The organism is Streptomyces sp. cmx-4-9 (assembly GCF_046548835.1).
Classification (GTDB): domain Bacteria; phylum Actinomycetota; class Actinomycetes; order Streptomycetales; family Streptomycetaceae; genus Streptomyces.
On record NZ_JAEBEE010000004.1, the window covers coordinates 51,159 to 67,023 of the forward strand.

Genomic DNA, 15,865 nt, shown 5'->3' on the forward strand with positions numbered 1-15,865 from the left:
GTCCGAGCCATCCGCGCAGACGTCTCACGGGGGAGTACCACCACCATGCCCAGCTGGCGCAGCACGCTCACCGGGGCCGGGATATCCGGCGCCCGGCTCCGGGACGACTACACGCACGCCGCGCGCCGCGTACTGCGCCGCGAACCCGCCCCGTACCTGACGCTCCGGCTGCTCGCCGCGCCGCCCCTCGTGCCCTGGCTGGCCGCCGGACTCGCCTTCATGAACCTCGTCGACGACGTCGCGGAGACCGGCACCGCACAGCAGCGCAGCGCCGGCCTCGCGGCCCTGGCCGAAGAGGCCGGGTCCGCACTGGAGTCCGGGGACAGCCCCGACCCCCTGCTCCGCGCCTACGCCCACGCCGTGCGCACCCGGGGCCTGCCCGTGCACTGGGTCTCCCGGTTCCTCGACGGCGCCGCCACCGCGGAGGCCGCCTTCGACGGATTCGCCGCCGAGGAGGACTTCCAGCAGTACCTCGACGCCTACGCATGGCCCGGGGTGGTGGTCTTCACGGGCCTGCAGTACGAGGGCGGGCCCGACGCCGAACAGGCCGCAGGCCTGCGGCGGTTCGTGGACGCCGCCCAGCGGGTGGACTTCCTCGCCGACCTCTGCGGGGACCTCGCCGAGGGGCGGCTGTGCATCCCGCGCGAACGCCTCGCCGAACACGGGGTGACCCGCGCCGACCTCGAACAGGCCCGCGACACCCCGGCCGTGCGGGCCCTGCTCGCCGCCGAGACGGCACGGGCCCGCGCGGCCCTCGAAGCCACCGACGGCATCCTCGACCTCGCCGTGCCCGGGCTGCGTCCGGTGCTCGCCGCGATGACCGAACTGATGGCGCAGCAGCTGGCCGCGGTCGAGCGGGCCGGAGCCGGGGCGTTGCGCCGGGACGTCGGATACGGGCTGGTGGCCCCCCTGCGCACCCTCGCCCGCGCCCGGTCGGGCCGGTCCCGGCCGGGCACCTCCGCTGCTAGTACGCCCCGTTGACGTTGTCGATCGAGCCGTAGCGGGCCGCGGCGTAGTTGCAGGCGGCGGTGATGTTGGCGACCGGGTCGTACGAGTCCTGCGAGGTACCGGGCACGTGATAGGCCCGGAACGTCGGGTCGATGACTTGGAGCAGCCCCTTGCTGGGAATGCCGTTCCGGGCATTGATGTCCCAGTTGTTGATCGCCATCGGATTGCCCGAGGACTCCCGCATCACATTGCGGTGAATTCCGTTGTAGCTGCCGGGAATCCCGTGCCGGGCCATCACGGCGAGGGACTCGCGGATCCACCCGTCGAGATTGTTCGGGTACGCGGTCTTGGCAGCGGCCGTGGTGGCCTGGACGGCTGCGCCCGCCTTCGCCTTGGTGCCGAGGGTCAGCTTCAGGCCCGGGCGGATCACCGACGGGTTGTCACCGACGGTGCTGCGGTTGGCCGCGTACAGCTGCTCCCAGCCGCCGCTCAGGGAATGCGCTGCCGCGATCTTCGAAAGCGTGTCCCCGGCCACCACGGAATAGGTGGTGGGGGCGGCGGCCTCCGCCGCGCCGGCGGTGGTCGCACCCATCAGGGGCAGGGCCAGGGCCGCGCTGCCCGTGCCGGCCAGAGCCAGCTTGCGGGTGAACGGGCGGTGCTTCGGCCGGCGGTGCTTTCCCTTTGCGGGCATGGCGCAATTCCTCACGTGGGGGGACGGAGAGGTCCCGGAGGTGGCCGGATTCGGCAGCTGACCGCCGGGAACGAGGGTGACCGTAGGCGAGTTCTCCCGGCCCGAACAAGGCCCGAATTCCATCGGGAGATCGACTTCTCGCTCTGCGCCCCGTACATGACCTTGAAAAGCGCATCCCGGCCGGGCCAACTTTCTTTCCGGGGAAAGGGAATCGTCCCTTTCCGGGGAATTGATGTTGATGCATTTCGCGTGACCCACATCACGGTTTACGGAGCCGCCGGAAAGGGTTGGGTCGATCAGGGCAAGTCAGCCGTCGGTGGGCTGGATGCGGGCGATACGGGCGTTGTTTGTGAATCGGTCATACGGGAGCCTTTCGGTGCATCTGCCGGCGCTGCCGACTGCGCCCACCCGGTCCGGACGGAACCCGGTCCAGCACACCGGGGTGGTCCTCGAGCGGTTCGAACCGGCCGGTCACCCGACCGCCCCTCCCGCGCCGCACCCGCCCCGCCCGCCGCGGCGCAGCCGCCGCCCGCACCCGGCCGGGGCCGCCCTCGGCGCCGCCCTGCGCGAGCCCGTCCCGCCGGAACCGGCCGGATCGCACGCCGCGGAGTGACGCAACTCCCGTACGGCCCGGAGCCCGTGTACGTTCGGACCACAGTCGACGAGAGTGGGGTAGGACGTGACGCATCGCGTACGCGGGGTCATCGCCCGGAGCAAGGGTGCACCGGTGGAGACGACGACGATCCTCGTGCCCGACCCGGGACCCGGCGAGGCGCTGGTGCGGGTCCAGGCCTGCGGGGTCTGCCACACCGACCTGCACTACCGCGAGGGCGGCATCAACGACGCGTTCCCCTTCCTGCTCGGCCACGAGGCGGCCGGGATCGTGGAGGCGGTCGGCGCGGACGTCACCTCCGTGGCGCCGGGCGACTTCGTCGTCCTCAACTGGCGTGCGGTCTGCGGTACGTGCCGGGCCTGCCGGCGCGGCCGCCCCTGGTACTGCTTCAACACGCACAACGCCACGCAGCCCATGACGCTTGAGGACGGCACTGCGCTCTCCCCGGCCCTGGGGATCGGCGCCTTCGCGGAGAAGACCCTGGTCGCGGCAGGGCAGTGCACCAAGGTGGACCCGGCGGCCTCGCCGGCCGCCGCGGGGCTGCTGGGCTGCGGGGTGATGGCGGGCCTCGGCGCCGCCCTGAACACCGGAAACGTCGGACGGGGCGACTCCGTGGCCGTCATCGGCTGCGGAGGCGTGGGCAACGCCGCCGTGGCGGGCGCCCGGCTGGCCGGGGCCTCGAAGATCATCGCCGTGGACCTGGACGACCGGAAGCTGGAGTGGGCGCGCGGTCTGGGCGCCACGCACACCGTCAACGGCCGCACCGAGGACGTGGTCAAGGCCGTCCAGGCCCTCACGGACGGCAACGGCGCGGACGTGGTCATCGAGGCCGTGGGCCGCCCCGAGACCTACCGCCAGGCCTTCTACGCCCGCGACCTCGCCGGGACCGTGGTCCTGGTCGGCGTGCCCACCCCGGAGATGCAGCTCGAACTGCCGCTCCTGGACGTCTTCGGCCGCGGCGGCGCCCTCAAGTCCTCCTGGTACGGGGACTGCCTGCCCGAGCGGGACTTCCCCCACCTCGTCGACCTCTACCTCCAGGGCCGTCTCGACCTGGACGCGTTCGTCTCCGAGACCATCCCCCTCGACGGGGTCGAAGCAGCGTTCGCCCGGATGGAACGGGGCGAGGTGCTGCGCTCCGTCGTCGAGTTCTGACGAACCGGCGCCGGCGCCGCGTGCGTGCAGCAGGGGGCGCCCCGGGGTGAACCCGGCGAACCGGGGGATGCGGGGATGCGGGGGATGCCGGGGCACCCCGGCCGTCGGCCGCAGCCCGGCTCCCGCACCCCCGGCGCCCCGACCCGGCCCCGGGTCTGTCGTCCCGCCCCCGGTCTGCTGCCCGCGCCGGGCCGCAGTTCGCAGGGGGGCGGCGCGGCGGGGCGGCTGCCCTTCGGGCGTGCGGCCGGGCCGCCCCGCCGCCCGGTGCACCGCGCCGCACTGCGTCGCCGGCCCCGCCCGGCCCCACCCCGCCCAGCCAGGCCCCCGGGCCAGCCTGGCCCAGCCTCCGGCCCGGCCCCTGGCCCGGACCCGCCCAGCCCGGCCCAGCCGGGCCCCGTCCGCCCGACCCGGCCCGGCCCAGCCGGCCCAGCCCAGCCCGGTCCCGGCCCCCGGCCCGGCCCCGCCCCCAGCCAGGCTCCGCCCCCCAGCCCGGCCCGGCCCGGCCCGGCCCGGCCCGGCCCCACCCCGCCCAGCCAGGCCGCCGGGCCAGCCTGGCCCAGCCTCCGGCCCGGCCCCTGGCCCGGACCCGCCCAGCCCGGCCCAGCCGGGCCCCGCCCGCCCGACCCAGCCCGGCCCAGCCCAGCCCGGCCCCGCCCCCCCCGCCCGGCCCGACCCTGCCCGGCCCGGCCCCGCCCGGCCCGGCCCCGCCCGGCCCGGCCCGGCCCAGCCGGCCCAGCCCGGTCCCGGCCCCCGGCCCGGGCCCGCCCCCCAGCCCGGCCCGGCCCGGCCCCTGGCCCGGACCCGCCCGGCCGCCCCCCCAGCCCGGCCCGGCTGGCCCGGCCCGCCCCGCTCGGCTTGGCCTCCCGGCCCCCCGGCCCCCGGCCCCCGGCCGGGCGACGCACCGCGCCGGGGGCCGCGGCCCGGTACGCCTTGCCGGTCACGGCACTAGGCTGCGGGCATGACCGAACCACGCGACCCCCAGACGCCGTTGCCGCCGCTGCCGGAGATGCCGACCGACTGGAAGCGCGCCCTGGCGGTGGTGGCCCACCCCGACGACCTGGAGTACGGCGCCGCCGCGGCGATCGCGCAGTGGACCGACGGCGGCCGCGAGGTGGTCTACGTCCTCGCCACGCGCGGCGAGGCCGGCATCGACACCGTCGCCCCGGCCGAGTGCGCCCCGCTGCGCGAGGCGGAGCAGCGGGCGAGCGCCGCCGTGGTCGGCGTGTCCGCGGTGGAGTTCCTCGACTACCGCGACGGCGTCGTCGAGTACGGCCTGGACCTGCGGCGCGACATCGCCGCGGCCATCCGGCGCCACCGCCCCGAGCTGGTCGTCACCATGAACCACCGCGACACCTGGGGCGGGCAGGCCGGCGGCGGCTTCTGGAACACCCCCGACCACAAGGCCGTCGGCCGGGCCACCCTGGACGCGGCTGCCGACGCGGGCAACCGGTGGATCTTCCCCGAGCTCGCCGAGCAGGGCCTGGAGCCGTGGAACGGCGTGCGCTGGGTCGCCGTGTCCGGGACGACCACCCCGACGCACGCGGTGGACGCCGGTCCCGGCATGGAGCGGGCGGTGAAGTCCCTCATGGAGCACAAGGCGTACATCGAGGTGCTGACGGACCAGGACCCCGAGGAGTACGTCCGCGGCTTCCTCGGCGGCTACGCCGAGCAGGCGGCCGCCAGGTTCGGCGGCCGTCCGGCCGTGCTGTTCGAGGTCTTCCCCCGGTGACCCCGCCCCCCTAGGCTGACGATCCGTCAGTTTGCGGCGCGGGCCGGGAGGTGCGGTACACGGTGATCGACACCATCGCCACCGACATCGCGGAGGGTGAGGAGCGCATCCGGCTGGAGGTCGCGGACGGCATCGCGGCCCTCACCTTGTGCCGGCCCGACCGGCTCAACGGCTGGAGCTGGGAGTCCACCCGCCAGCTCGGGCTGCTGGCCGACCGGATCCGCTTCGACCCGGCCGTGCGCGCGGTCCTGCTGCGGGCCGAGGGCCGTGCCTTCTGCGCGGGCATCGACGTGAAGGCCCCCGGCGGAGCCGTCACGGGCGCCTCCGCCGCCGAACGCACCCGCAACTACTACGAGGGCATCCGCTGGGTCCACGAGCGCTTCGCGGTGCTGACCCGGCTGCCCCAGCCGGTGGTGGCCGCCGTCCAGGGGTACTGTCTGGGCTTCGGCTTCGAGCTGGCCCTGATGGCCGATGTCCGGGTGGCGGCCGAGGACGCCGTCTTCGCCCTGCCCGAGGCGCAGCTGGGCGTGGCCGTGGACGCGGGCGGGGACCTGCGCATCGCCCGGGAGGCGGGCGCGGGCTGGGCCAAGTTCCTCGCCCTGACCGGCCGCCGGATCGACGCCCCGACCGCGGAACGGCTGAACCTGGTGCAACTGGTCGTCCCGGCAGCCGAACTGGACTCCGTCGCCCGCTCCCTGGCCGCGGAGATCGCGGCGAACGCCCCGCTCGCCGTGCAGGGCATCAAACGCGCCGTCGACGCCTACGCAGACGCCGCCCTGCCCGCGGCCCTCGACCGGGTCGCCATGACCGCGGCGCTGACCCTCACCTCGGAGGACTGCCGCGAGGGCTACGGCGCGAAGGCGGCCCGCCGCGCACCGGACTTCAACGGGACCTGACCGCCTGCCCGACGCGGGGGGGCCGGGCCCGACACGGTCCGCGCGGGGCGCCTCAGCCGGTGAACGGCCCCCGCCCCAGCTGCTCGCGCACCGGGACCACGTCCGTGCCGACCAGCGTCCGGCGCTGCCAGTTCGCCCCGTCCACCACCAGGGTGTGCCCGGTGACGAACCGGGCGTACGGCGAGGCCAGGAAGGTGGCGGCCCAGCCCAGTTCGTGCGGTTCCCCGACCCGCAACGCGGGCTGGCGCCCGTCCCTGCTGCCCGGCGCGGCGCGCGCCAGGCCGTCCTGGATGTCCTCGGTCATGTCGGGGTGCGGGAACAGTCCGGGGACGAGCCCGTTGATCTGGATGCCGTACGGGCCCCACTCCACGGCGAGCGTCTCCACCAGGCTCTTCACCCCGGCCTTGGCCGCCGCGCTGTGGGCGAAGCCGGGCCCGCCCGTCCAGGCGTACGAGGCGCCGATGTTCACGATCGAGCCGGGGGTGCCCGCGGCGAGGTGGCGGCGGCCGAACTCGCGGGTCATGAACCAGGTGCCGGTCAGGGTGATGTCGACGACCGCCCGCCAGCCGTTGGGCGAGAGGTCCTCCGCCGGGCAGGGGAAGTTGGCGGCCGCGTTGTTGACGAGGACGTCCGGCAGGGCGAGCGCCGCCGCGGCGGCGTCGAAGACCTCCGCGACCCGCTCCGGGTCCCGGATGTCGCAGACGGCCGCCGCCACCCTGCCCGCCCCCGGGACGGCCGCCAGCTCGCCCCGGGCCGCCTCCAGCTGCCCGGCCCGCCGGCCGGCGATCACCAGGTCGGCGCCGAGCCGGGCGAACTCCGCGGCGATGGCCTTGCCCAGGCCGGTGCCCCCGCCCGTCACCAGCACCACCTGTCCGGCGTACGTACCGGGGGGCAGGGCGGCCGCGCCGGGCGGGGGCGGCGCGGGCAGGCCGCGCAGGATCTCGTCCGTCATGGGGGCATCGATAGCGTGCGGGCGCGCAGATCGCCAGGCCCGCGACGGACCGACGGGGTTCCCAGGACGGCAAGCGACCGCTTAGTATGCCCGCGAAGTGTGGTTCCTCGACGGCGGCTGGAGGCCCCCGGATGCAGGCATGGCGCGTACACACCCCCGGCGAACCCCGCGAGGCCATGCGCCTCGAAGAGGTTCCCGAACCGGTGCCCGGCGAGGGTGAGGTGAGGCTCAAGGTACTCGCCGCCAACGTCAACTTCCCCGACGCGCTGCTCGTGCGCGGCCAGTACCAGATCCGGCCGCCGCTGCCCTTCACCCCCGGCGTGGAGGTCTGCGGCGAGACGGAGGACGGCCGCCGCGTCATCGCGAACCCGAGCCTGCCGCACGGCGGCTTCGCCGAGTACGTCACCGCGCCCGCCCGCGCCCTGCTGCCCGCCCCGGACGCCCTGGACGACGCCGAGGCCGCGGCCCTGCACATCGGGTACCAGACCGGCTGGTTCGGCCTGCACCGCCGGGCCCGCCTCCAGCCCGGCGAGACCCTCCTCGTCCACGCCGCCGCCGGCGGGGTGGGCAGCGCCGCCGTCCAGCTCGGCAAGGCCGCCGGAGCCACCGTCATCGGGGTGGTCGGCGGCAAGGCCAAGGCCCGCACCGCCGAGGAGCTCGGCTGCGACCTGGTGATCGACCGCACGGCCGAGGACCTCGTCGCCCGGGTCAAGGAGTTCACCGGCGGGCGGGGCGCCGACGTGGTCTACGACCCCGTCGGGGGCGATGCCTACGCCGCCTCCGCGAAGTGCGTGGCCTTCGAGGGGCGGATCGTGGTCGTCGGTTTCGCCAGCGGCACCGTCCCCGCCCCCGCCCTCAACCACGCCCTCGTCAAGAACTACGCCGTCCTCGGCCTGCACTGGGGCCTGTACGCCGCCAAGGAGCCCGCCGCCATCGCCGCCTGCCACACCGAACTCACCCGCCTCGCCACCGAGGGCGCCATCACACCGCTCGTCAGCGAGCGGGTCCCGCTCGCCGCGGCCGCCGACGCCGTACAGCGCCTCGCCGACGGCACCACCACCGGCCGCCTGGTCGTCGTACCGGCGCTGGACGGAGGCACCCGATGACCGTCACCGCCGAGGACCTGAGCCGCCGCGTACGGGACCTGCTCGCCGCGCACCCGCCCGCCGGCACCGCCCGCGAGGCTTTCCTCCAGGCCCGGTTCGACGCCGGCCTGGCCTGGGTGCACTACCCCGAAGGACTCGGAGGCCTCGGCGCCCCCCGCTCGCTGCAGGCCGTCGTCGACACCGCACTGGAAGCCGCCGCAGCCCCGGACAACGACCCCCGCCGCATCGGCATCGGCCTCGGCATGGCCGCGCCCACCATCCTGGCGTACGGCACCGAGGAGCAGAAGCAGCGCTTCCTGCGGCCCCTGTGGACGGGGGAGGAGGTCTGGTGCCAGCTCTTCAGCGAACCCGGCGCCGGATCCGACCTCGCCGCGCTCGGCACCCGGGCCGTGCTCGACGAGACCACGGACGAGTGGGTGGTCGACGGCCAGAAGGTGTGGACCTCCAGCGCCCACACCGCCCGCTGGGCCATCCTCATCGCCCGCACCGATCCGGCCCTGCCCAAGCACCGCGGCATCACCTACTTCCTCTGCGACATGCACGCCCCCGGCGTCGAGGTCCGCCCGCTGCGCCAGATCACCGGCGAGGCCGAGTTCAACGAGGTGTTCCTCACCGGCGTCCGCATCCCCGACCGGCACCGCCTCGGCGCCGTCGGCCAGGGCTGGGAGGTGGCCCGCACCACCCTGATGAACGAACGCGTCTCCATCGGCGGCATGCGCATCCCGCGCGAAGGCGGCATGATCGCGCCGGTGGCCGCCACCTGGCGCGAACGGCCCGCACTGCGTACCCCCGCCCTCCACCAGCGGCTGCTGGAACTCTGGGTCGAGGCCGAGGTCGCCCGCCTGACGGGGGAGCGGCTGCGCCAGCAGCTCGCCGCCGGCGCACCCGGCCCCGAGGGCTCGGGCATGAAGCTCACCTTCGCCCGCCTCAACCAGGAGATCAGCGGACTGGAGGTGGAACTCCTCGGCGAGGAGGGCCTGCTGTACGAGGACTGGACCCTGCGCCGCCCCGAACTCGTCGACTTCACCGGACGCGACGCCGGCTACCGCTACCTGCGCGCCAAGGGCAACAGCATCGAGGGCGGCACCAGCGAAATCCTCCTCAACATCGTCGCCGAACGCGTCCTCGGCCTGCCCCCCGAGCCGCGCGACGACAAGGACCTCGCCTGGAAGGACCTGGCCCGATGACCCACTCGCCCGACCCGAGCGCCCCCCTCGACCTGCTCTACTCCGAGACCGAGGAGGAACTGCGCTCGGCCGTACGGTCCCTGCTCGCCGACCGCTGCGACGCCGCGACCGTCCTCACCCGGGCCGAGAGCGGACAGCCGCACGACCGCGCCCTGTGGCACACCCTGGCCGCCGGGATCGGCGCCGCGGGACTGCTGGTCCCCGAGAAGCTCGGCGGCCAGGGCGCAGGCCACCGGGAGGCGGCCGTGGTCCTCGAGGAACTCGGCCGGGCGGTGGCCCCGCTGCCCTACCTGACCAGTTCCGTCCTGGCGACGGAGATCCTGCTCGGCTGCGACACCGACGAGGCCGCCCCGCTGCTGCGGGAACTGGCTTCCGGCCGGCAGGTCTGCGCGCCGGCCCTGCCGCCGACCCTGGCGCCGGGCCACCCCCTGCCCGCGGCCGTGCGCGACGGCGGCGGCGGGGTGCTGACCGGCACCGTCGCCGCCGTGGCGGACGCCGAGGCCGCGGACGTCCTGCTCGTCCTCGCCGACACCGGCTTGTACGCCGTCCCCGCGGCGTCCGCCGCGCTGGTCCCGCTGGTGCCCCTCGACCTGACCCGCCCGCTCGCCCGGGTCACCCTCGACGCCGTCGCCGGGACCCGGCTCGCGGACCCGGCGACGGCCCGGGCCGCCGTGGCCGGCGCCCTGCTGTCCGCGGCCGGCCTGCTCGCCGCCGAACAGCTCGGCATCGCCGAGTGGTGCCTGACGCAGACCGTGGCGTACGTCCGCGACCGCCACCAGTTCAACCGGCCCGTGGGCTCCTTCCAGGCCCTCAAGCACCGCTTGGCGAGGCTGTGGCTCGACGTGGCCTCCGCCCGCGCCGCCTCCCGCGCGGCGGCCGACGCGCTGGCCACCGGCTCCCCCGACGCGCCGCTCGCGGTGGCCGTCGCCCAGGCCTACTGCTCGGGCGTTGCCGTGCGGGCCGCCGAGGAATGCGTCCAGCTGCACGGCGGCATCGGCATGACCTGGGAACACCCGGCCCACCTCTACCTGAAGCGGGCCAAGGCCGACTCCCTCGTTCTCGGAACGGCCGGCCACCACCGGTCCCTGGTCGCGGAGTTCGCGGAGCTCCCCGCCCCGTGACCGCCCCGCCCCGGGAGCAGGTGCGGCTGCCGGGGCGCCCCCGCGGCCCGGCTCCCGGACGGCAGCCGGGACCGGGCGCGGCCCCTCGGCCGGTCCGCCGCGGCCCGCGCCTGGCGGCCGGCCGGTGCGCGGGCGACGGCGCCTGCGGCAGGCCCGACGGGGCACCGGACTGCGGCGGGTCCCCGGCTCACGCGCCCCGCGCCGCAGACCCCGTACGCGCACCCGCAGGGGCGCCGCGCCCTGCCGCAACCCCCGCAAGGGTGACCTTCGCCCGCCGCGCCGCGTTAGACCCGTAGCCGCCGGCCGCCGAGCGAGGGAGACCGTATGTCCGCAGCACCAGCCGCCCCCCTGACCCGCCGCGCACTGCTGCGGTCGGCCTTCACCGCGGCCGTGCTCGCCGGTACGGCGGCTGCGTTGGCGCCCGTGCTGCGGGCCCGCCGGCCCCGCCAGACCCTCACCCCGGCGCCACTGGCGGAGGAGACCTACCGGGGCCGGCACCTCGCCGTCGACCAGGCGGGGGTGCGGATCGACGGCCGCCCGCTGCACGTCATGCGCCGGGCCGACGGCAGCTACCTGAGCGGGATCAACCACTTCCAGTCCTATCCGACACCGCTGGAGCTGGCCCGCGCCGCCGTCGACGAACTGGGCACCGCCCAGCTCGCGCCGGCCGCCCCGCACCACGGCTGAGGGGAGCACCGCCTTGTACACCCGGCAGAACCAGAAGGACCTGACCAGCGCCCAGAAGAAGCGGTTCACGGCGGCCGTGCTCGAACTCAAGCGCAACGGCACCTATGACCGGTTCGTGCGCACCCACGACACATTCTTCGTCCCCGACCGCGACCGCAAGCTCCGCGTCGGGCACATGTCCCCGTCCTTCTTCCCCTGGCACCGGCGCTACCTGCTGGAGTTCGAGCGGCAGTTGCAGGCCGTCGACCCGGGCGTCTCCATCCCGTACTGGGACTGGACCACCGACACCAGCCCGGTCTCCCCGCTGTGGGCCGACGACTTCCTCGGCGGCACCGGCCGCGCCGCGGACCGCAAGGTCATGACGGGCCCCTTCGCCTACGACCGGGGCAACTGGACCGTCACCGTCGGCGTGTCGGAGGCCCGCTTCCTCACCCGCAACCTGGGGCGGCCGCAGAACCCGATCTCCCTGCCCACCCCCGCCGAACTCCAGTGGGCGATCGACGACCCGGTCTACGACGTCTCACCCTGGGACTCCACCGCCACCGCCGGGGGCTTCCGCAACAAACTGGAGGGCTGGGCCGCGCCGAAGAGCGAGCGCTGGCGCAACCACAACAAGGTCCACCAGTGGATCGGCGGCCACATGACCGGCGGCACGGCGCCCAACGACCCGGCGTTCTGGCTGCACCACGCCTTCGTGGACCTGGTCTGGGACCGCTGGCAGCAGAAGCACCCCGGCTCCTCCTACCTGCCTGCCGCCCCCTTGCAGCCCGGCGACCTCCAGTGGGGCCGGGTGGTCGCCCTGGACGAGCCGATGCCCCCGTGGGACGTCACGCCCCGCGAACTCCTGGGACACCAGGGCGTCTACCGCTACGCATGACAGCCCCGGCCCGGCCGGATGCGGCCCGGGCCGGGGCGGTGGGCGCACGGGGAGGGCCCCCGCCCTGAGGGCGGGGGCCCTTCGACCGTCGTGCCGGCCGGAAGATCGAGGGGGTCAGTGACCGTAGCCCTCGGTGTGGTGCTGGTCGCCGCCCGAGGCGTTGACGCAGGTGTTGCCGAACGCCGGGTTCAGCAGGGCGATCACGTTGACGGTGTTGCCGCAGACGTTGACCGGGACGTGGACCGGAACCTGGAGCAGGTTGCCCGACAGGACACCGGGGGAGCCGACCGCCGCACCCTGCGCTCCGGCATCGGCGACGGCCAGACCCGCACCGGCGGCCATGGCGCTACCGGCGACAGCGGTGATGGCGACAGCCTTCGCGATACGCGACATCAAGATCTCCTCGAAAGGTATGGGGCGCCGCAGACTCTGCGGCATTTGACATGGCATACAACGCAGCGGTGGCCCAGGGGTCACGGCCCGTGGGCCTACCTGGTGACGGCGAACCGTACCGAGGCGAAGGACGGGCGCACCTGGGTGGAGGTTCCGGGCCGCACCACCTCCACCACCCGGCCGGTGCAGCCGGCCTCCCGGTAGAGGGTCGCGGTGCCGGTGGTCCGGTTCGTCACGGCCCGGGCCCCACCGCCCTCCGCCTCGACGCAGCCCCGAGGGGCGATGAGGCCGTGGACGCGGTCGTCCTGGCCCACGTACTGGAAGTCCGGCCCGGCCGCCGCCAGGGCCGGGCCGGCGGCGGCTGCCGGGACGGCCAGCAGAAGGAGGGGGCCCGAGCAGACCCGGAGGATGTTCCGTACGGTGTGGTGGCGCGGGGATCGCATGCCCGTCCAACCCGGCCGGGCCGGGGCGCGGTCACGCCTTGTCACCCGTTGGACGGCAGTGCGACCGGCGGGGCGGGGCGGACCCGGGCCCGCACACCAGGAGGACGCAGATGAGCGCAGCGGGCAGCACCCGGCCCCGGGTCAGGACCTCGTCCGGGGTGGTCGAGGGCCGCACCGGACCCGACGGGACCGCCGTCTTCCGGGGCATCCCGTACGCGGCCCCGCCGGTCGGCCCGCTCCGGTTCGCCGCGCCGGCGCCCCCGGCCGCCTGGGACGGCGTCCGCGATGCGGGGAGCTTCGGGCCCACCGCGCCGAAGGTCCCCTACCCGGAACCCTTCGCCTCCCTGCTGTCCGACCCGGTCGTCCCCGGGGACGACTGCCTGAACCTCAACGTGTGGACGCCCGATCCGGCGCCCGGCGCCGGGCTGCCCGTCATGGTGTGGATCCACGGCGGAGCCCTCACGCGCGGCTCCTCCGCCGTCCCCGTCTACGACGGCGCGGCCTTCGCCCGCGACGGGGTCGTGCTCGTCTCCTTCAACCACCGCCTCGGCGTCCTCGGGTACGGACTCTTCCCCGACGCCCCCGCCAACCGCGGCCTGCTGGACCAGATCGCCGCCCTGGAATGGGTCCGCGACAACATCGGCGCCTTCGGCGGCGATCCGGCGCGCGTGAGCGTCTTCGGCGAGTCCGCCGGGGCGATCAGCGTCGGCGCCCTGCTCGCCGCGCCGCGGGCCGCCGGGCTCTTCGCGCGTGCGGTCCTGCAGAGCGGCGCCCCGGAGGTGCTGACCCGTGACCGGGTCCGCACGATGGTCCGCCGGATGGCTTCGCTGCTCACGGTGGAGGCGACCGCCGAGGCCTTCACCGCCACCGCCCTGCCCGCCCTGCTCGCCGCCCAGGGCGCCGTGCTGCGCCGGTCGAACGCACTGATCGGCGGACCCGCCTTCGGACTGGTCACCGACCCGGACTCGCTGCCCGACGACCCGCTCCGCGCCCTCACCGCCCCGGACGCACCCGGGACGCCCGCCCCCTCGGCGAACGTGCCGCTGCTCCTGGGCTGGACGGCGCAGGAGCACCGGCTCTGGCTCGCCCCCACGGGCGCCGCGCGGATGCTGGACCGGCTGGGCCCGCTCGCCGTCTCCCTGGCCCGCCTGCGCAGCGGCAAGGACCGCACCGCGGTACGGGCGCTGCGCGCGGGCCTGCCCGAAGCCGGCGCGGCCGAGGTCGTCGGCAACCTGCTCGCCGACCGGCTGCTGCGCGACCCGCTGCGCCTGCTGGCGGGCGCGGGGCGGGCGGCGCCGAGCTTCGTCTACGAGTTCGGCTGGCCCTCCGGCATCCCGGGGCTCGGCGCCTGCCACGCCCTGGAGATCGGCTTCGTCTTCGACACCCTGGCCGTCCCGGAGTCCGCCTGGCTGGCGGGACCGGACGCCCCGCAGGCGCTGGCCGACGAGATGCACGCGGCGTGGGTGGCCTTCGCCGTGACGGGGGACCCGGGGTGGGCCCCCTGGACGGGCAACGGCCCGCCGAAGGGGTTCGGCGGGCCGGAGCGGGTCCAGGAGCAGGTGCGGGCGGCGCCGGCTACTCCACGGGTCCTTCCATGACCTTGCTGATGAACTGGATGGGGCCCTCGGCCATGTTGGGCACGTAGGTCTTGGCGTTGTGCTGGCCGCCCTTGATCACCCGCAGGTCGGTGTGGATCGGCCCCTTGTTGCCGAAGGTGGCGATGAACTTCTGCACGTCCGGCAGGGTCTTCTTGTTGTTCTCGCTGTCGCCGACCTGGAAGGCGAGGTAGACGTCCGGCCCCTTCTTGTCGATCAGCTGCTTCGCGAGGAGCTCCGGGTTGTTCTCGGCCTTCTCCTGGTCGTGGCCCTTCCACAGGGAGGAGTCCGGGACGATGTCCGGGCCGGAGGCGATCACGGCCTTGAACTTGTCCGGGTGCTTGAGCACGGCCTTCAGACCGGCGAAGCCACCCGTGGAGGAGCCCATGAAGGCCCAGCCGTCACGGGACTTGACCGTGCGGAAGTTCGCCTTCATGAGGTCCGGGACGTCCTCGGTCAGCCAGGTGCCCATCTTGGGCTGGCCGGGGATGTCTGAGCCGTCCCAGTAGACGCCCTTGTCGTCCGGCGCCGGGTTGAGCACCGGCATGGCCAGGATGAACGGCTTGCTCTTGCCCTCGGCGTACCACTTGCCGATGCTGCTCTGCAGGCCGAGGTCGGTGCCCATCCAGTAGTTGTTGGGGAAGCCGGCGCCGCCCGGCAGGGCGATCAGGACGGGGAAGCCGCTCTTGGCGAACTCCGGATCGTTGTACTCCTTCGGGGCCCAGACCCACACCTTGCCCTTGAATCCGGACTTCTTGCCGTCCAGCGTGGTGACGGCGACGTGCGTGCCGTCGGGCAGCGTCGAGGCGTTCTTGAACTCGGCCGCCGGACCCGTGGGCATCAGCATCTTGGAGTTGGCCGGTTGCTGCGGCGTCTCACCGGGCTTGCCCCCGCTGCCTGCGGGCGGCTTCCCGAAGGACACGGCGGCGCCCTTGTCGGTGAAGGGGGGTATCTCGTAGTGCTGCATCACGAGCGCGCCGACGCCTGCCAGGGCGAGCACGGACGCGCCGGCGATCACCCAGCGGCGCACCCTGGACCGGCGCCGCGGCGCGGGCCCGGGCGGCTCCTCCCCGTACCCGGGGTCTGCGTACCGGGCGTCCCCGTACCGGGCACCCTCCTCGTACGGGGGCTCCTGTCCGTACGGGGGCTCCTGTCCGTGGGGCGGCCGGGGCGCGCCGTGGGACCGGCCGCCGTAGGGCGGCTGTGGCTGCGGTCCTTCCGGCCGGTACGGCTGGTACGGCTGCCCGTCGGGTGCATGGGACATGTGCGGTGGCTCTCCGGCTGGTGCTGCCCCGGTGGGGCGGGTGGTCTCGGGGTGTGATCCTTCCGTTCGAAGGATGAACGAAAGCAGGCCCCGGTTCCCCATTTTTCCTTTTTTTGGGACGGCGACGGTACCGAGCGGTCCGTGCCCGGTATGCCGAGGCCCCCGGGCCGGTCGGTCCTCGGCGGAGGACCACCGGCACGGGGGCCGTGGC

15 protein-coding genes are annotated in these 15,865 nt (G+C 75.1%); 10 read left to right on the top strand and 5 right to left on the bottom strand.

The window, feature by feature from the left end; all coding sequences use genetic code 11:
- Positions 1–45: 45 nt before the first annotated feature.
- Positions 46–981 (top strand): squalene/phytoene synthase family protein, encoded by a 936-nt coding sequence (locus tag ACLJTM_RS14005; RefSeq protein ID WP_411103859.1) that lies wholly within the window; start codon positions 46–48, stop codon positions 979–981.
- Here ACLJTM_RS14005 and ACLJTM_RS14010 read toward each other — a convergent pair.
- Entirely contained in the window at positions 965–1,639 is a 675-nt protein-coding gene (locus tag ACLJTM_RS14010; RefSeq protein WP_411103860.1) for a transglycosylase SLT domain-containing protein, read from the bottom strand. The two genes, ACLJTM_RS14005 and ACLJTM_RS14010, sit on opposite strands and share 17 nt — an antisense overlap.
- A gap of 679 nt (positions 1,640–2,318) precedes the next feature.
- Between ACLJTM_RS14010 and ACLJTM_RS14015 the strand changes: the two genes are divergently transcribed.
- From ACLJTM_RS14015 to ACLJTM_RS14025, 3 genes are all read left to right on the top strand, one after another.
- Positions 2,319–3,404: an S-(hydroxymethyl)mycothiol dehydrogenase gene (locus ACLJTM_RS14015; RefSeq protein WP_411103861.1), complete on the top strand. Its 1,086-nt coding sequence runs from the start codon at positions 2,319–2,321 to the stop codon at positions 3,402–3,404.
- Between the two features lie 958 nt (positions 3,405–4,362).
- Positions 4,363–5,133 (top strand): PIG-L deacetylase family protein, encoded by a 771-nt coding sequence (locus ACLJTM_RS14020; RefSeq protein WP_411103862.1) that lies wholly within the window; start codon positions 4,363–4,365, stop codon positions 5,131–5,133.
- A gap of 62 nt (positions 5,134–5,195) precedes the next feature.
- Entirely contained in the window at positions 5,196–6,029 is an 834-nt protein-coding gene (locus ACLJTM_RS14025; protein WP_411103863.1) for an enoyl-CoA hydratase/isomerase family protein, read from the top strand.
- Between the two features lie 52 nt (positions 6,030–6,081).
- Here the strand turns inward: ACLJTM_RS14025 and ACLJTM_RS14030 are convergent, their stop codons facing one another.
- Positions 6,082–6,981, bottom strand: a complete 900-nt coding sequence (locus ACLJTM_RS14030; RefSeq protein WP_411103864.1) for an SDR family oxidoreductase — start codon at positions 6,979–6,981, stop codon at positions 6,082–6,084.
- A gap of 131 nt (positions 6,982–7,112) precedes the next feature.
- On the opposite strand from ACLJTM_RS14030, the gene ACLJTM_RS14035 reads away from it, so the two are divergent.
- The 5 genes from ACLJTM_RS14035 (at position 7,113) to ACLJTM_RS14055 (ending at position 11,959) form a co-directional block, all read left to right on the top strand.
- Positions 7,113–8,087, top strand: a complete 975-nt coding sequence (locus ACLJTM_RS14035; protein WP_411103865.1) for an NADPH:quinone oxidoreductase family protein — start codon at positions 7,113–7,115, stop codon at positions 8,085–8,087.
- Positions 8,084–9,274, top strand: coding sequence for an acyl-CoA dehydrogenase family protein (locus ACLJTM_RS14040; protein ID WP_411103866.1), 1,191 nt, complete (start codon positions 8,084–8,086; stop codon positions 9,272–9,274). The genes ACLJTM_RS14035 and ACLJTM_RS14040 overlap by 4 nt, the downstream gene beginning before the upstream one ends.
- Entirely contained in the window at positions 9,271–10,395 is a 1,125-nt protein-coding gene (locus ACLJTM_RS14045) for an acyl-CoA dehydrogenase family protein (protein ID WP_411103867.1), read from the top strand. Before ACLJTM_RS14040 ends, ACLJTM_RS14045 begins: the two co-directional genes overlap by 4 nt.
- Before the next feature lie 324 nt (positions 10,396–10,719).
- On the top strand, positions 10,720–11,082 hold the full coding sequence (locus tag ACLJTM_RS14050; protein WP_411103868.1) for a tyrosinase family oxidase copper chaperone: 363 nt from the start codon (positions 10,720–10,722) through the stop codon (positions 11,080–11,082).
- Between the two features lie 13 nt (positions 11,083–11,095).
- Entirely contained in the window at positions 11,096–11,959 is an 864-nt protein-coding gene (locus tag ACLJTM_RS14055; protein WP_411103869.1) for a tyrosinase family protein, read from the top strand.
- A 114-nt stretch (positions 11,960–12,073) separates the two neighbouring features.
- Here the strand turns inward: ACLJTM_RS14055 and ACLJTM_RS14060 are convergent, their stop codons facing one another.
- Positions 12,074–12,352 (bottom strand): chaplin, encoded by a 279-nt coding sequence (locus tag ACLJTM_RS14060; protein ID WP_411103870.1) that lies wholly within the window; start codon positions 12,350–12,352, stop codon positions 12,074–12,076.
- 95 nt (positions 12,353–12,447) lie between these two features.
- On the bottom strand, positions 12,448–12,795 hold the full coding sequence (locus ACLJTM_RS14065) for a hypothetical protein (protein WP_411103871.1): 348 nt from the start codon (positions 12,793–12,795) through the stop codon (positions 12,448–12,450).
- Between the two features lie 110 nt (positions 12,796–12,905).
- Between ACLJTM_RS14065 and ACLJTM_RS14070 the strand changes: the two genes are divergently transcribed.
- Positions 12,906–14,393, top strand: a complete 1,488-nt coding sequence (locus ACLJTM_RS14070) for a carboxylesterase/lipase family protein (protein WP_411103872.1) — start codon at positions 12,906–12,908, stop codon at positions 14,391–14,393.
- Here ACLJTM_RS14070 and ACLJTM_RS14075 read toward each other — a convergent pair.
- Entirely contained in the window at positions 14,371–15,654 is a 1,284-nt protein-coding gene (locus tag ACLJTM_RS14075; RefSeq protein WP_411103873.1) for an alpha/beta hydrolase, read from the bottom strand. The two genes, ACLJTM_RS14070 and ACLJTM_RS14075, sit on opposite strands and share 23 nt — an antisense overlap.
- Positions 15,655–15,865: the final 211 nt, after the last annotated feature.